Annotated in this window: 9 protein-coding genes; 7 read left to right on the top strand and 2 right to left on the bottom strand. The window is 73.3% G+C overall.

All coding sequences use genetic code 11. The features are described from left to right. Positions 1–325 precede the first annotated feature (325 nt). The 4 genes from ACIRSU_RS33995 (at position 326) to ACIRSU_RS33980 (ending at position 7,555) form a co-directional block, all read left to right on the top strand. On the top strand, positions 326–3,655 hold the full coding sequence (locus ACIRSU_RS33995; RefSeq protein ID WP_403801018.1) for an FtsK/SpoIIIE domain-containing protein: 3,330 nt from the start codon (positions 326–328) through the stop codon (positions 3,653–3,655). Positions 3,656–3,863: 208 nt separating this feature from the next. Continuing rightward, positions 3,864–5,234: an ABC transporter substrate-binding protein gene (locus ACIRSU_RS33990; protein WP_403800688.1), complete on the top strand. Its 1,371-nt coding sequence runs from the start codon at positions 3,864–3,866 to the stop codon at positions 5,232–5,234. Positions 5,235–5,246: 12 nt separating this feature from the next. Then, complete coding sequence (locus ACIRSU_RS33985; protein ID WP_403800685.1) at positions 5,247–6,611, top strand: carbohydrate ABC transporter permease; 1,365 nt, start codon at positions 5,247–5,249, stop codon at positions 6,609–6,611. Positions 6,612–6,664: 53 nt separating this feature from the next. Then, positions 6,665–7,555, top strand: a complete 891-nt coding sequence (locus ACIRSU_RS33980) for a carbohydrate ABC transporter permease (RefSeq protein WP_403801015.1) — start codon at positions 6,665–6,667, stop codon at positions 7,553–7,555. Between the two features lie 15 nt (positions 7,556–7,570). Here ACIRSU_RS33980 and ACIRSU_RS33975 read toward each other — a convergent pair whose 3' ends face one another. Next, positions 7,571–8,185: a TetR/AcrR family transcriptional regulator gene (locus ACIRSU_RS33975; protein WP_403800682.1), complete on the bottom strand. Its 615-nt coding sequence runs from the start codon at positions 8,183–8,185 to the stop codon at positions 7,571–7,573. A 149-nt stretch (positions 8,186–8,334) separates the two neighbouring features. Here ACIRSU_RS33975 and ACIRSU_RS33970 point away from each other — a divergent pair, with 149 nt between their 5' ends. Genes ACIRSU_RS33970 through ACIRSU_RS33960 form a run of 3 tightly spaced genes read left to right on the top strand, consistent with a single transcriptional unit; the run spans position 8,335 to position 11,556 of the window. Beyond that, the gene (locus ACIRSU_RS33970; RefSeq protein WP_403800680.1) at positions 8,335–9,273 is read left to right on the top strand and encodes an ABC transporter permease; all 939 of its coding nucleotides are present in this window, start codon (positions 8,335–8,337) and stop codon (positions 9,271–9,273) included. A 10-nt stretch (positions 9,274–9,283) separates the two neighbouring features. Next, a complete protein-coding gene (locus ACIRSU_RS33965; protein ID WP_403801012.1) occupies positions 9,284–10,114 on the top strand; it encodes an ABC transporter ATP-binding protein in 831 nt (276 codons plus the stop codon). Positions 10,115–10,140: 26 nt separating this feature from the next. Further along, a complete protein-coding gene (locus tag ACIRSU_RS33960; protein ID WP_403800677.1) occupies positions 10,141–11,556 on the top strand; it encodes a glycosyltransferase 87 family protein in 1,416 nt (471 codons plus the stop codon). A gap of 79 nt (positions 11,557–11,635) precedes the next feature. On the opposite strand, the gene ACIRSU_RS33955 is transcribed toward ACIRSU_RS33960, so the two are convergent. After that, complete coding sequence (locus ACIRSU_RS33955; protein ID WP_403800673.1) at positions 11,636–16,591, bottom strand: NAD-glutamate dehydrogenase; 4,956 nt, start codon at positions 16,589–16,591, stop codon at positions 11,636–11,638. Positions 16,592–16,750 lie beyond the last annotated feature (159 nt).

Here is a 16,750-nt window from a genome sequence, read left to right as displayed (position 1 = left end):
TGGGGACCCCGTACGGATCCGGAACGTGTCCGTTCACAAGACGCCCGGCGGCGGACGAAGGTTGCCGGAAACGATACGAGACGTACGTAACCAGGCGTTTTCCCGTCCGCGACACGGCCACGGGCGACCGAACAAGATCACTTCTGGACGACCCGGAGGCGGGTTGTCAGTGGCAGGTGCGAGGATGCACCCAGCACGTCGTGTGCGGGTCGGGAGCCCCGCGCCCGTGCCGACCTGTACCGGACGACGCGTCCGTGCCGGGTGGGGGGAGCGAGTGGGCGATTCCCCTGCCGGGCGCGCCGCGCAGAAGGGACCGCTGACGGCGATGCAGATCCGGCTGACCGTCCTCGCGCCGCACGCCGGCCATGCCGCCGGCCACGGTGCCGGACGCGCCTGCGACGTGCTCGTCACCGCCCCCGCGGGGACCGAGCTGGCCGCCGTGGCCTCCTCGCTCGCGACCGCTGTCGCCGGCCCGGACGCCTCCTCCTCCGCGAGCATCGTGCTGTACGCGGGCGGCCGGCGCCTCGACACCCGGCGCTGTCTGCTCGGCGAGCCGCCGCTGGTCGACGGGGCCGTGCTCTCCCTCCAGGTGCCGGGGCCCGACGACCGCGTCGGCGAGGGCGCCCCGGCCCGGCTGCACGTCGTCGCGGGCCCGGACGCCGGCGGCGTCCATCTGCTGCACGGCGGAGCGATCAGAATCGGCCGTTCTGTGGACGCGGACGTTCCGCTGGACGACCCGGACGTCTCCCGCTCCCACTGCACGGTGACCGTCGGCGACGACGGCCGCGTCACCGTCACCGACCAGGGCTCCACGAACGGCACCACCCTCGACGGCGCCCCCGTCGGCCCGCGCCCCGTCCGCTTCCCGCCCGGCGCCGTGCTGCGCGTCGGCGAGTCCGCGCTGCGCCTGACGACGGGCCCCGGCAAGAACTCCCACGACGGCGACACCCTCACCACCGCCCCGGACGGCGAGGGCCATCTGCGGGTGAGCCTCGCCGCGAGCGGTGCCCCGCACAGCGCGAAGGACGGCGGTACGGAGCCGGGCGCGGCCCCCGTCGCCTACGCGCCGCCGTACGAGCCGGGCGCCAGGGCCGAGGAGCCGACCTTCGGCGGAAACGGCCTCCGGAACGCCGGCCTGCACCCCGAGGATCCCGAGGGGCACGCGCGCGCGGAGGACCCCGCCGCGGGGCCGCAGGGCGAGCTCGAGTCGCACAGCCGGACCCGGCAGACCCGCAAGCGCGGCCTCGGCGCCTGGGCCCGGCGGCTCGCGGGCGGCCGGGAGGAGGGGCCGGAGGCGGCGGAGTACGGGGTGGATCCCGTGCCCGCCTTCGCCGCGACCGCGCCCGGCCCCGGCCCGTCCCCGGACAACTGGCCTGACCCGGCCGCCGTGCTGCTGACCGCGCTCGGCCCAGGCCCGCGGCTGTGGGAGCGGGGCCCGGACCATCCGGAGGCCCTGGTGGTCCGGCTCGGCACGACCGACCGGGCCGAGCTGTCCGGCGTGCCCGTCACCGTCGGGCTGCGCGAGGCCGGTTCGCTGGGCCTGGCCGGGCCCGCGCCACGGCTCGCCGGGCTCGCCCGCTCCGTGGTGGCCCAGCTCGCCGCCCTGCACTCCCCCGGCGACCTGGAGATCGTGCTGGTCAGCGCCGACCGGAACCGCCCCCTGGAGGAGCGGCGCCGCGCCTGGGCCTGGCTCGGCTGGCTGCCGCACGTGCGCCCCGCGCACGGCCAGGACTGCCGGCTGCTCCTCGCGTACGACCGCGACCAGGCCCAGGCCCGCTTCACCGAGCTCACCCGCCGCCTCGACGACGGCCCGCTCGGCCCCGGCTGGCCCAGCGCCGACCGGGCGCAGGTCGCCGCGGCCGCCGCCCGGCACGACGGACCCGTGACGGTCGTCGTCGTCGACGGCGACCCGGGCTCCTCGGCGCTGCGCGAGACGGCGGCGCGGCTCGCCGGGGCGGGCGCCGCCGCCGGCATCCACCTGATCTGTCTGGCCGAGGCGCCCGCCGCCTCCCCGGTCTCCCCGGTCGCGGCGACGTACGAGACGGCGTGCGCGGCCTCGCTCGCCTTCCGCGAGTGCGGGGCGGCCGCCCTGCTCAGCGGTGACGTGGCGACCGCGCTGCGACTGCTCCGCACGTCCGGCGGCCGGGTCGCCGGGCACGGCACGGTCGGCATGCTCGACGCGGTGTCCGTGGCCTGGGCGGAGCGCTTCGGCCGCGCCCTCGCCCCGCTGCGTACGGAGCCGGCCGGCGGTGCCGGTACGGGCGCCGGGTCCGGGCGGGCCGCGGCCGCCGCGCTGCCGCCGTCGTCCCGGCTCCTCGACGAGCTGGGCCTGGCCCGGGCCACGCCCGCCTCGCTGATGGCCCGCTGGGCCTCGGCCGGCGAGGGCACGGCGGTCCTGGGCGCGGGCCCGCGCGGCCCGGTCGCCGTGGACCTCATCAAGGAGGGCCCGCACCTGCTGATCGAGGGTCCGGCGGGCAGCGGCCGCACCGAGCTGCTGCGCTCGATCGCCGCCTCCCTCGCGGCCGGCGGCCGCCCGGACCGGCTCGGGCTGCTGCTCGTCGACGGCGCGGGCGGCGAGCGCGGCGAGGGCCTCGCGCCGTGCACGGAGCTGCCGCACGTCACGGAGCACCTGGTCGCCTCCGATCCGGTGCGGATGCGTGAGTTCGCCCAGGCCCTGGGCGCCGAGCTGAAGCGCCGCGCCGAGCTCCTCGGCGACACCCACTTCGCCGACCGCCGCTCGGCCCGACTCATCGGCCAGCGCTCCGCGAGCCCCGACGAGTCCGTCCCGTCGTCCGTCCCCTCGTCCGCCGCGCGCGCCTCGGCCCGTATCCCGGACGCCCGCACGGCCCCCGGCGCCCTCGGCACGCTCGGGGAGACGACGAGCGGCCGCACGCTCCGCACGGACGCGAGCGGCTCGGTCGGAGACACGCCGAGCGGGCGGACGTACCGGACGGGGGCCGCGGCGAGCGCCGCGATGCTCGGGGACACGCCGAGCGGGCGCCTGCCCCGCCCCGGCGCCGGTGACATCTACGACCAGGACAGCGTCCCGACGTACCGCCGGAGCGCCGACCCGGCACCGGCGATCCCGCCGCAGGCCGGGGGCGCCGAGGGGGCGGCGACCCTGGCCCGCCTCGTCGTCCTGGTGGACGACTTCGACGCGCTCGTCGCGCCCGCCCTCGGCGCGCCCGGGCGTCCGGCGGCCGGCTCGGTCGTACGGGCCCTGGAAGCCGTGGCACGCGGCGGCGCGCGGCTCGGGGTGCACCTGGTCGCGACGTCCGCGCGGCCGGACCGGACGGTGGACACGGAGCTGGCGCACGGCGCGCGGCTGCGGATCGTGCTCGACCCGCCGCCGGCCGGCCCCGGCGGTCCGGGCGAGCCGCAGCCGGGCCGCGGGCGGCTCGGGCACCCGGACGGCCGGGTGACGCCGTTCCAGACCGGCCGGGTCACCGGGCGCATCCCGCGCACGGCGACCCAGCGTCCCACGGTCGTGCCGGTGGAGTGGGAGCGGATGGGCGATCCGCCGACCCGCCGCCCGGTGCGCGAGCTCGGCAACGGCCCGACGGACCTGGCCCTGCTCGCGAGCGCCCTGGACCGCGCGGCCCGCTCGGTCGCCGCCGCACCGATACCACCCCTGACGTCCCCGACCCACGCCTGACGCCCGCCCGGGGGGCGCCCGCAGACGCCCGTCACGGCACCCCGCAGACGTCCGCAGACGTCCGTAGACGTCCGTCGCGGTGCCTGACGGCACGTCACGAGCCCATCACGATCCTCCGTTTGCCTCGGAAGGCGGTATTGCGGGCCCCGCGCGACCCGGCTAGACCTGAGCGCACGGGACCGGAGAACGCGGGAGAGGCGGGGCTCGGATGCGCAACGGCAGAACTCTTCATCTGGTCGCGGTGGCGGCTGTCGTCGCCCTCGCGGCGACAGGCTGTGGCGGCGACGGAGGCAAGGAGAAGGGCGCGGACGGGCCGAGCGCCACCAGCTCCGGCGGGCCGAGTGGCTCCGGGTTGCGGCTGCCCTCCCTCAAGGGCGAGAAGCTGGAGGTCGCCGCCGTCTGGACCGGCCCCGAGCAGGCCAACTTCACCAAGGTCCTCAAGGAGTTCGAGAAGCGCACCGGCGCGACCGTCACCTTCGTGCCCGCCCAGGACCCGATCGTGAACTTCCTCGGCACGAAGATCGCCGGCGGCTCCCCGCCGGACGTCGCGATGCTGCCGCAGGTGGGCGCGATCCAGCAGGCCGCCGCGCAGAAGTGGCTCAAGCCGCTCGGCCCCGAGGCCAGGGCCCAGCTCGCCGCGAACTACTCGAAGGGCTGGCAGGACCTCGGCGCCGTCGACGGCACCCCGTACGGCGTGTACTTCAAGGCCGCCAACAAGTCGCTCGTCTGGTACAACACCGCCGCGTTCGGCAACGCGGGCGCGGCCGAGCCGAAGACCTGGAAGGAGTTCCTGGGCACGGCGGAGACGATCTCCGCCTCCGGCGTCACCCCGGTCTCGGTCGGCGGCGCGGACGGCTGGACGCTCACCGACTGGTTCGAGAACGTCTATCTCTCCCAGGCCGGTCCGGAGAAGTACGACCAGCTCGCCAAGCACACCATCAAGTGGACCGACCCGTCCGTGGCCCGTGCGCTCACCACGCTCGCCGAGCTGTTCGGCAAGCCGAACCTGCTCGCGGGCGGCACGAACGGCGCGCTGCAGACCGAGTACCCGGTCTCCGTCACCCAGACCTTCACCGGCGGCGAGCAGGCCAAGGCGGCGATGGTCTTCGAGGGCGACTTCTCGGCCGTCAACATCGCGCAGACCGGCGCGAAGATCGGCACGGACGCGAAGGTCTTCCCGTTCCCGGCCGTCGGCGACGGGGCCGCGGCGCCCGTGGTGACCGGCGGCGACGCGGCCGTGGCGCTGAAGGACGGCAAGGGCGCGCAGGCCCTGCTCACGTTCCTGGCCTCGCCCGACGCGGCCCGGATCTGGGCGGCCGAGGGCGGCTTCCTCTCCCCCAACAAGGCCCTGGACCCGGCCGTGTACCCGAACGACGTGCAGCGGAAGATCGCCGCGTCGCTGATCGGCGCGGGCGACCACTTCCGCTTCGACATGTCGGACCAGATGCCGCAGTCGTTCGGCGGCACGCCCGGCAAGGGTGAGTGGAAGGCGCTCCAGGACTTCCTGAAGAACCCGAAGGACGTGGCGGGCACCCAGGCCCGGCTGGAGGCCGAGGCCGCCAAGGCGTACAAGGGCTGAGGGGCGGGACCGATGGCCGTCCGTACGCACGCCGGTCCGCTTCACCAGGCAGTCCGCGCCCGGCCCCCTGGCCGCGCGGGCCGCCCCCGCACCCGTACGACCCTCACCGCCGCGGTCTTCCTCCTGCCCGCCCTCGTCCTGCTCGGCGCGCTCGTCGTCTACCCCATCGGCTACTCGGTCCAGCGCTCCTTCTTCGACAGGTCCGGCGACTCCTTCGCCGGCCTGGACAACTACGTCACGCTCTTCACGGACGAGGCGATCCGCACCGCCATCCGCAACAACCTGATCTGGGTGGTCGTCGCACCGGCCGTGGCGACGGCCCTCGGCCTGGTCTTCGCGGTGCTCACCGAGCGGGTGCGCTGGGGCACGGCGTTCAAGCTGGTCGTCTTCATGCCGATGGCGATCTCGATGCTCGCCGCCGGGATCATCTTCCGGCTGGTCTACGAGCAGGACCCGGACCGCGGGGTCGCCAACGCGGTGTGGGTCGGCGTGCACGACACCTTCGCCGAGGCGTCGACGTTCCCGCGCGCCCGCCCGCTGCCCGTGCACCCGCTGAAGGCGGCGGGCGGCGGCGCGTACGAGACGAAGTCCCCGGTCCGTACCGGAGAGGTGGCCCGGCTGCCGCTGATCGGCGTTCCGCCGGCGCGGATGCCGGAGGGCGCCCGCCCGGCCCGTACCCCCGCCGCGGACGGCGCCGGAATCACGGGCACGGCCTGGCTGGACTTCACCCGGGGCGGCGGCGGGAAGCCCAACGTCGTCGATCCGAAGGAGCTCGGCCTGAAGGGGCTGCGGATCGAGGCGGTGCGGGACGGCCGGGTGGTGGCCACGACGACGGCCGCCGCCGACGGCACCTTCCGGCTGCCGGCCGCGGCCGACGGGGCGGTCCTCCGGCTGCCCGCGAGCAACTTCCGCGAGCAGTACGACGGGGTGGAGTGGCTCGGCCCGACGCTCGTCACCCCGGCGATCATCGGGAGTTACGTGTGGATGTGGGCCGGGTTCGCGATGGTCCTCATCGCCGCCGGGCTCGCGGGCCTGCCGCGCGAGCTGCTCGAAGCGGCGCGGGTCGACGGGGCGAACGAGTGGCAGGTGTTCCGCCGGATCACCGTGCCGATGCTCGCGCCGGTCCTCGGCGTCGTCCTCGTCACCCTGATGATCAACGTCCTGAAGGTCTTCGACCTGGTCTTCATCATCGCGCCGGGCTCGGCGCAGGACGACGCGAACGTGCTCGCCCTCCAGCTCTACCGCTCGTCCTTCGGCACGGACGCGGACCTCGGGGTCGGCTCGGCGATCGCCGTGCTGCTCCTGCTGCTCGTCCTGCCGGTGATGGCGGTCAACATCCGCCGCGTCCGCCGCACGCGAAGGGAGAACCGCAGGTGACCTCTCTCGGCTCCCGGAGCGGCCCCCGGCTCGGCTCCCCGCCCGGCCGCCGGATCGGCCCCCGGCTCGACTCCCGGTCCGGCCCCGGGCCCAGCGCCCGGCTCGGCTCCCGGCTCGCCGCCCGTACCGCCTCCGGCGCCGTCCGGGTCTTCCTCGTCCTTGTCGGCCTCTTCTGGCTGATGCCGACGGTCGGACTGCTGCTCTCCTCGCTGCGGTCGCCGTCCGACATCGCGGCGAGCGGCTGGTGGCAGGTCTTCACCGCCCCGGCGCAGCTGACCACCGAGAACTACCGCAACCTGCTCTCCAACGACGCCATCACCGGTTCCCTCGTCTCCACCGTCCTGATCACCGTCCCGGCGACCGTCCTCGTGGTCGTCGTCGGCGCCTTCGCCGGCTACGCGTTCGCGTGGCTCGACTTCCCCGGCCGCGACTGGTGGTTCCTGCTGGTCGTGGGGCTGCTCGTGGTGCCGGTGCAGGTGGCGCTCGTGCCCGTGTCGAAGCTTTTCGGGGCGCTCGGGATCTTCGAGACGACGCTCGGGGTGGTGCTGTTCCACACGGCGTTCGGCCTGCCGTTCGCGATCTTCCTGCTGCGGAACTTCTTCGCGGAGATCCCGCGCGAGCTGCTGGAGGCGGCCCGGCTCGACGGCGCGGGTGAGGTGCGGCTGTTCGCCCGGGTGGTGCTGCCGCTGGGCGGTCCGGCCATCGCCTCGCTCGGCATCTTCCAGTTCCTGTGGGTGTGGAACGACATGCTGGTGGCGCTGATCTTCGCCGACGCCCAGTCGCCGCCGATCACGGTTGCGCTCCAGCAGCAGGTCCGCCAGTTCGGCAACAACGTGGACGTGCTCGCGCCGGGCGCGTTCGTGTCGATGGTGATCCCGCTGCTGGTGTTCTTCGCCTTCCAGCGGCAGTTCGTGTCCGGGGTGATGGCGGGCGCGGTGAAGTAGGGCTTCCTTGAAGGACTACGCGGTCAGCGCCGCCACCGCCGACCGCGCCAGGTCGTCCAGGTACCCCTTCGGCAGCTCCGTACGGACCACGACCAGGCGCCAGTAGAGCGGCCCGAGGACCAGGTCGAGCGCCCGGTCCGGGTCGGAGCCGGCCGGCAGCTCGCCGCGGTCGACGGCGGCGCGGACGACCTGGGCGACCACGCCCTGCTGGCTGTCGAGCAGGGCCGCCTTCAGCGTGTCGGCGATCTCCGGGTGCCGGGCGGCCTCGACGAGAAGGTCCGGGATGACCTGCGAGGCCACCGGGTGCCGCAGCGCGTGCGCGGCGACCTCCAGGAGGGCGCGGACGTCCCCGTGCAGCGAGCCGGTGGCCGGCGCGGGCAGGCCGCGGACGGCGACGGCGCCGACCAGGTCGAGGACGAGGGACAGCTTGGACTTCCAGCGCCGGTAGACGGCGGTCTTGCCGACGCCGGCGCGCCGCGCGATGCCCTCGATGGACATCCGGGCGAAGCCGACCGCGGCGAGTTCCTCGAAGACGGCCGCCCGGATGGCCTCGGTGACGTCCTCGCGGAGCACGGCGGCTCCGGCGGGCGCGCGGCGAGGGGTTCCCGAGGGTCCGGACGGTGTCGTCATGCACAGGATCTTAACCAGCGGTTACGGAACGCGGTCGTGACGACGAGACGGTCCCGTCCCGACGTTGCGCTCGGCGGCGCCGCGCTCTACTCTCGCCGTAGCGACGATACGGACCCGTTCCATCGGACGGCCTCCCCCTGGAAGGCGACGTGACCACTCAGACTCTCGCGCCCCCACCCAGCGCTCCCGCCACGGCCGGCGCGCCCACCGCCCCGACCTCCGAGGAGCTGCGGGCCCTCGCCCGGCGCCACGGGCTGACCGTGAGCGGCGCGCGCCCCTCGCTCCTGGCGTACGTGCGCCAGCTGTGGTCGCGGCGGGACTTCATCACCGCGTTCGCGACGGCCAAGCTCACCGCGCAGTACAGCCAGGCGAAGCTCGGCCAGATCTGGCAGGTGATGACGCCGCTGCTCAACGCGGCGGTCTACTACGTGATCTTCGGCGTCCTGATGGACGTCAAGAAGGGCATCGCGGACTACGTCCCGTTCCTGCTCACGGGCGTCTTCGCGTGGACCTTCACCTCTCAGACGATCATGACCGGCACCCGCGCCATCAGCGGCAACCTGGGCCTGGTCCGCGCCCTGCACTTCCCGCGCGCCAGCCTGCCCATCGCCCTCGCGATCCAGCAGCTCCAGCAGCTGCTCTTCTCGCTCGGCGCGCTGGTCGCGATCCTGGTCTGCTTCGGCGAGTTCCCGCGCCCGAGCTGGCTCCTCGCGATCCCGGCGCTGCTGCTCCAGACGCTCTTCAGCACCGGCCTCGCGCTGGTCATGGCCCGGCTCGCGGCGAAGACGCCGGACATCGCGCAGCTGATGCCGTTCATCCTGCGCACCTGGATGTACGCCTCCGGGGTCATGTGGTCGATCGCCCACCTCACCCAGGGCCGCGACCTGCCGCACGCGGCGATCGTGGCGCTCCAGGCCAACCCGGCGGCCGTCTACATCGACCTGCTGCGGTACGCGCTCGTGGAGAGCTTCCACGGCTCGCAGCTCCCGCCCCACGTGTGGGCGCTCGCGGCCGGCTGGGCGGTGCTGACCTTCGCCGGCGGCTTCATCTACTTCTGGAAGGCAGAGGAGACCTACGGCCGTGGCTGACACCCTCACCATGACGGCGCCCCCGACGGACACCGCGGGTACGGCGCCCGAGCGCACCCCCACCGTCGTCGCCGACGGCGTCCACGTCACGTACACCGTCCAGGGCGGCCGGGCCGGCAAGGGCAGTGCGACCTCCGCCCTCAGCCGGATCGTCTCCCGCGGCAAGGGCGCGCCCGGCACCCGCAAGGTGCACGCCGTCAAGGGCGTCAGCTTCGCCGCGTACCGGGGCGAGGCGATCGGCCTGATCGGCTCCAACGGCTCGGGCAAGTCGACGCTGCTCAAGGCGGTCGCGGGCCTGCTGCCGGTGAACGCGGGGCACATGTACACCCTGGGCCAGCCCGCGCTGCTCGGCGTCAACGCGGCGCTCATGAGCGATCTGACGGGCGAGCGGAACGTGATCCTCGGCGGGCTCGCGATGGGCATGAGCCGCCGGGAGATCGCCGAGCGCTACGAGCAGATCGTCGACTTCTCCGGGATCAACGAGAAGGGCGACTTCATCTCGCTGCCCATGCGCACGTACTCCTCGGGCATGGGCGCCCGGCTGCGCTTCTCCATCGCCGCCGCCCGCAGCCATGACGTCCTCCTCATCGACGAGGCCCTGGCGACCGGCGACGCCGGCTTCCGGCGCCGCAGCCAGAAGCGGATCGACGAGCTGCGTGCCGAGGCGGGCACGGTCTTCCTGGTCAGCCACTCGAACTCGACCATCACCGAGACCTGCGACCGGGCGCTGTGGCTGGAGGCGGGCACGCTGCGGATGGACGGCCCGGCGGACGAGGTCGTGGCGGCGTACGAGGAATTCACGAGCGTCACCGGCTCGGGGGGCAAGAACGGGAAGAAATAGGACATAGCACCCTAGAGTGCGGAGGGATGACGAACGAGCCCCCTCCGCACGCCACCACCGCCGGCACCGCCCCCGCGAAGGCGACCGCGCCCGGGAGCATGCCCGGGACCAGGTCCGGTCCCCCGCCCGCGACCGACCTCGCGAAGGCGCATACGACGGCGCATACGCATCCGAAGGCGCAAGCGACGGCACCCGCGCCGCCCGCCCTGACCCGGTCGCCCTTCGAGTCGGAGACCTTCACCTCCGCCACCTTCGTGACCGTCGGCATCGGCCGGCTGCTCGCCCTCGGCGTCGTCTGGCTGCTCACCCGGATCGGCATGCTGATCCTGCTGCGCCGCGACGACCTCGGCATCGGCGGCGTCGCCACCGAGGTGTACGCGCTCTACCGGCACTGGTACGACCAGTTCGCCCACGGCACCTTCCCGCCCGGCGACCCGACCTGGCAGTACCCGCCCGGCGCCGGCCTGGTCGTGATGTCCCCCGGGGCGTTGCCCTGGTTCACGTACTTCCAGGGCTTCGTCTTCCTCACCCTGCTCGCCGACGCGGCCGTCACCGTCGCCCTCGCCGCCGCCGACAGCGCCCGGCTCACCCACGGCGCCTGGTACTGGGTGCTCGGCCTGCCCCTCCTCCTGCACGTGCCGCTCGCGCGGTACGACGTGCAGACCACCGCCCTCGCCGTGCTCGCGCTGCTCGCCCTGAAGGCCCGCGCCCCGGCCGCGCACCGGATCGGCGGCGTGCTCGCCGGGCTCGGCGCGATGGTCAAGGTCTGGCCCGCGCTCACCCTGATCGGCACCCCGCGCGGCCGCACCACCCGCGAGGCGTGGACGGCCGCCGCCGTCACCGCCCTGACGCTCTTCGGCGTGCTCGCGCTGCTCTTCGGCGACTCGCTGGGCTTCCTGCGCCAGCAGGGCAGCCGGGGCATCCAGATCGAGTCGCTCGGCGGCACCGGCCTCGCCCTCGCGAAGGCCGCCGGGATCTGGCCCGGCGGGGTCGAGTTCCGTTACGGGGCGTACGAGTACGTCGGGCCGTACGTCTCCACCGTCGGTCACCTGGCCCTGCTGCTCACCGTGGTCGCCTTCATCTGGCTGCTGCTGTGGCGGATGCGGGCCCGCCGCTGGACCGCGGCCACCCCGCTGGACGCGGCCCTCGCGGCGGTGCTGCTGTTCACCGTCACCAGCCGGGTGATCAGCCCCCAGTACATGGTGTGGCTGCTCGGGCTCGCCGCCGTCTGCCTGACCTGCCGGCGCACGGTCATGCGCCGGGTCGCCGTGCTCCTGCTGCCCGCCGCGGCGCTGAGCTCCCTCGCGTACCCGGTCCTCTACCTGGACGTCGTCGCCGGCACCTGGCAGGGCCTCGCCGTCATGACGCTCCGCAACGCCCTGCTGCTCGCGTCGGCGGCGCTGGCGGCGCGCCGCCTGTGGACGTCGACGGTGAGCTCGTAGCCGTACGCCCCGTACGCGAAAGGGGCGCCCCCGCCGGCCACGTGGACCGGCGGGGGCGCCCCTGCGTCACCCGGGACGATCAGGTGTGCGAGCGCAGCAGCGTGCGCATCGTCCGCATGGCCACCGAAAGGTTCGCCAGGTCGAAGTCGTCCGAGCCCTGGATCTCCTCCAGGGTCGTGCGCGCCCGGCCCAGGATCGCCGCGTTCTTGTCCTCCCACGCCTTGAACCGCTCCTCCGGGGTGGAGGTGCCGTTCCCGGCGGCGAGGACGTCCGAGGTGAGCCCGGCGTGGGCGGCGAACAGGTCCTCGCGGATGGAGGCGCGGGCCATCGACTGCCAGCGGTCGGCCCGCGGCAGCTCGATGATCCGGTCCATCAGGTCGGTGATCCGCAGCCGGTCGGCCAGGTCGTAGTAGACCTCGGCGACCGCCAGCGGGTCCTTGCCGGTGCGGTCCGCGATCGCGACGACGTCGAGGATCGGGAAGGCGGAGGAGAACCCGGCCACGCGCAGCGCCAGCTCCTCCGGGACGCCGACCGCGGTCAGCTCGTCCAGGATCGACTGGTACCACTCCAGGTCCGCGCCGCGCAGCAGCTGCGGCAGCTTCTCCCAGACCTGCTCGACCCGGTCCGCGAAGAACTCGATGGTCTCGCCGATCCGGAGCGGCTGCGGCCGGTTGTTGAGCAGCCAGCGGGTGCCGCGCTCGACGAGCCGGCGCGAGTGCAGTCGCATCCGGGTCTGGAACTCGGCCGCCACCTGGTTGTCGAGCGCCTCGACGGCGTCCCAGACCTCGCCCAGGCGGAAGATCGCGCGAGCCGCGGTCTGCGCGCGGACGATCTCCTCGATCGACGCGCCGGACTCCTCGCGGAGGCGGTGCAGGAAGGTCGAGCCACCGGTGTTGACGGTGTCGTTGACCAGCACCGTGGTGATGATCTCGCGACGCAGCGCGTGGTTGTCGACGGCCTCCGTGAACTGCTCGCGGAGCAGCGTCGGGAAGTACGCGTGGAGCAGCCCGCGCAGGTACGGGTCGTCCGGCAGCTCCGTACCGATCAGCTCGTCGGCCACCGTGATCTTGGTGTACGCGAGGAGGACGGCGAGCTCCGGCTGGCTCAGGCCCTTGCCGCTGCTCAGCAGCTCGCGGATCTGCCGGTCGTTGGGCAGGAACTCCAGCGAGCGGTCGAGCGCCCCGTCGCGGCCCAGGCGGCGCATGAAGCGCTGGTGGGCGTGGAGCAGGGACGGCGACTGGGCGACGGCGTTGGCGAGGGCGGTGTTCTGCGCGTAGTTGTTGCGCAGCACCAGCCGGCCGACCTCGTCCGTCATCTCGGCGAGGATCTTGTTGCGCTGCTTGACGGTCATGTCGCCCTCGGCGACGAGCCCGTTGAGCAGGATCTTGATGTTGACCTCGTGGTCGGAGGTGTCCACGCCGGCGCTGTTGTCGATGGCGTCGGTGTTGACCTTGCCGCCCTCGCCCTCGGGTCCGCCGACGCGGGCGAACTCGATGCGGCCGAGCTGGGTCGCGCCGAGGTTGCCGCCCTCGCCGATGACCTTGGCGCGGACGTCCTGGCCGTCGACGCGGATGGCGTCGTTGGCCTTGTCGCCGACGTCGGCGTGCGACTCGTGCGAGGACTTCACGTACGTGCCGATGCCGCCGTTCCACAGCAGGTCGACGGGCGCCTGCAGGATGGACTTCATCAGCTCGGCCGGGGTCATCTTCGTGACGCCGTCCTCGATGCCGAGGGCGGCCCGCATGTGCGCGTTGACCGGGATCGACTTGGCGCTGCGCGGGTGGATGCCGCCGCCCGCGGAGATCAGCTCGGCGTTGTAGTCGGCCCAGGAGCTGCGCGGCAGGTCGAAGAGGCGGCGGCGCTCGGCGTACGAGGTGGCCGCGTCCGGGTTCGGGTCGATGAAGATGTGGCGGTGGTCGAAGGCCGCGACGAGGCGGATGTGCTCGGAGAGCAGCATGCCGTTGCCGAAGACGTCGCCGGACATGTCGCCGACGCCGACGACGGTGAAGTCCTCGGTCTGGGTGTCGTGGCCCAGCTCGCGGAAGTGCCGCTTGACGGACTCCCAGGCGCCGCGGGCGGTGATGCCCATGCCCTTGTGGTCGTAGCCGGCGGAGCCGCCGGAGGCGAACGCGTCGCCCAGCCAGAAGCCGTACGACTCGGCGACGCCGTTGGCGATGTCGGAGAAGGTCGCGGTGCCCTTGTCGGCGGCGACGACCAGGTAGGTGTCGTCCTCGTCGTGGCGGACCACGTCGGCCGGGGGCACGACCTCGCCGGCCACCAGGTTGTCGGTGATGTCGAGGAGGGCGGAGATGAAGGTCTTGTACGAGGCGATGCCCTCGGCCAGCCAGGCGTCGCGGTCCACGGACGGGTCCGGGAGCTGCTTGGCGACGAAGCCGCCCTTGGCGCCGACCGGCACGATGACGGTGTTCTTCACCATCTGCGCCTTGACCAGGCCGAGGATCTCGGTACGGAAGTCCTCGCGGCGGTCGGACCAGCGCAGGCCGCCTCGGGCGACCTTGCCGAAGCGCAGGTGGACGCCCTCGACGCGCGGCGAGTACACCCAGATCTCGAAGGCCGGGCGCGGGGCCGGCAGGTCCGGGATGGCCTGCGGGTCGAACTTCATCGACACGTAGGAGTGCGGCGTGCCCTCGGCCGACTTCTGGAAGAAGTTCGTCCGGAGCGTCGCCTTGATGAGGGTGAGGAAGGAGCGCAGGATGCGGTCCTCGTCCAGGCTCGCGACCTGGTCGAGGGCGGCGTCCAGCTCCTCCAGGAGGGCGTCGATCAGCTCGGTGCCGGCGCGCTGCCGCTCCGGGGCCATGCGGGCCTCGAAGAGGTTGACGAGCAGCCGGGTGGTGTGGACGTTGTTGCGGAGGGTGTCCTCCATGTAGTCCTGGCTGAACGTCGATCCGGCCTGGCGCAGGTACTTCGCGTAGGCGCGCAGCACCATCGCCTCGCGCCAGTTGAGCCCGGCGGACAGGACGAGCGAGTTGAAGTTGTCGTTCTCGGCCTGGCCGGTCCAGGTGGCGGCGAAGGCCTCCTGGAAGCGCTCGCGGGCGTCGTCGCCGAGGTAGTCGCCGCCGTTGCCGGTGGGCGTGGGCATGCGCAGGCCGAAGTCGTAGACCCAGGCGTTGGGGCGGTCGGCGAGGCGCAGCTCGTAGGGGCGCTCGTCGGTGACCTCGACGCCGAGCCGGTTGAGGACCGGCAGGACGGCGGACAGGGAGATCTGGTCGCCGGTCTTGTAGATCTTGAAGCGGCGCTCGCCGGAGCCGGAGGCGACGGGCTCGTAGAGGGAGAGCGCGAAGTCCTTGCCGCTGTCGGCCAGGGCCTCCAGGTGGCACAGGTCGGCGACGGCGGCGCGCGGCGAGTGGTCGGCCTTGTAGCCCTCGGGGAAGGAGTTGCCGTAGCGGCGCAGCAGCTCGGCGGCGCGCTCCTCGCCCAGCTCGGCGTTGAGCGCCTCGGCGAAGCCGTCGGCCCAGGAGCGGGTGGCGTCGGCGAGCCGGGCCTCGATGCGGTCGACGTCGGCGTCGGTGAGCTTGGCGAGCTCGGTGCCGGGCTCGACGCGGATGACGAAGTGCAGCCGGGACAGGATCGACTCGGTGTTCCAGGCCGTGAAGTCGACGCTGGTGCCGTTCAGCTCTTCCTTGAGGATGTCGATGATCCGCAGCCGGACGCGGGTGGTGTAGCGGTCGCGCGGCAGGTAGACGAGGGCCGAGTAGTAGCGGCCGTACTCGTCCTGGCGCAGGTAGAGCCGCAGCCGGCGCCGCTCCTGCAGGTACAGGACGCTGGTGGCGATGGCCTGGAGCTCGTCGACCGGGGTCTGGAAGAGCTCGTCGCGCGGGTAGGTCTCCAGGATCTGGAGCAGGTCGCGGCCGTCGTGGCTGCTCGGCGCGAAGCCGGCGCCCGCGAGGACCTCCTGGACCTTGCGCTTGATGACGGGCACGCGGCGGACCGACTCGGTGTACGCGGCCGAGGAGAAGAGGCCCAGGAAGCGCCGCTCGCCGACGACGTTGCCGTCGGCGTCGAACTTCTTCACGCCCACGTAGTCGAGGTACGAGGGGCGGTGCACGGTCGCGCGGCTGTTGGCCTTCGTCAGGATCAGCAGCTTGTGCTCGCGCGCCTTGGCGCGGGCGTCGGCGGGCAGCCGGCTGAAGGACGGCGAGACGGGGTGGGCGTGGTTGTCCTCGCCGCTGTGGTGCGGGTCGGAGCGCAGGATGCCGAGGCCGGTGCCGGGGACGGCGGCCAGGGCGTCACCGTTGACCAGCTCGTACTCGCGGTAGCCGATGAAGGTGAAGTGGTCGTCGGCGAGCCAGCGGAGCAGCTCGCGGGCCTCCTCGACCTCGGTGGGCCGCAGGTCGGAGGCGACGGGCTCCTCGGGCAGGCCGTCGGCGATGCGCAGCGCGGCCTCGCGCATCTTCTCCCAGTCCTCGACGGTCTCGCGGACGTCGGACAGGACGCGCAGCAGGTCGTTGGTGATCTGCTTGAGGTCGGCCTTGTCGGTCTCGCGGTCGATCTCGACGTGGATCCAGGACTCGAGAAGCGCGTCGTGCGGCAGCTCGCCGGCGGGCTCCTTGCTGAGCACCTCGATGAGCTTGCCGGTCAGGTCGCGGCGGACCGTGACCTGCGGGTGGATGACGACGTGGATGCCGCGGCCCTGGCGGGACAGCTCGTTGGTGACGGAGTCCACGAGGAACGGCATGTCGTCGGTGACGACCTCCACGACGGAGTGGCTGCAGGTCCAGCCGTTCTCCTCCACCGTCGGGGTGTGCACGCGGACGTTCGCGGTGCCCTGCGGGCGGTTCTCCGCGAGGCGGTAGTGCGAGAGCGCGGCGCCGAAGACGTCGACGGGGTCGCGGTCGCTCAGGTCCTCGGGCGCGGTGTGCAGGTAGTAGCGCTGGAGGTAGTCGAGCAGGGTGGCGTGGTCCGGACGCTTCCCGTCGGGCCCTGTCGGAAGTCGCCCCCCGACCGGGCTGTTCTCAGCGACCCGGGCGGCCCGATCGAGCAGCTCGGCCTTGGCTTCGTCCAGCTTGGTCTGCATGTCCTCTGACTCCTGTCGCGCGCCGTTGCGTGACGTCGGTGGAAGAAAGGGCACAACGCCACGACGCGGTGGTACCGGTCTGGGTCGACGTTATGCCGCGATGAGAGATGTCCGGGTCGTTCTCGGCCACGGTGGGTGTCGTGCCGCGGGCGTGGGTAC

Origin of the sequence: Streptomyces sp. NPDC101160 (genome assembly GCF_044768205.1) — a bacterium.
Classification (GTDB): domain Bacteria; phylum Actinomycetota; class Actinomycetes; order Streptomycetales; family Streptomycetaceae; genus Streptomyces.
The sequence above is the reverse complement of the archived record's forward strand: the minus strand, read 5'-3'. Positions and strand labels throughout refer to the sequence as shown.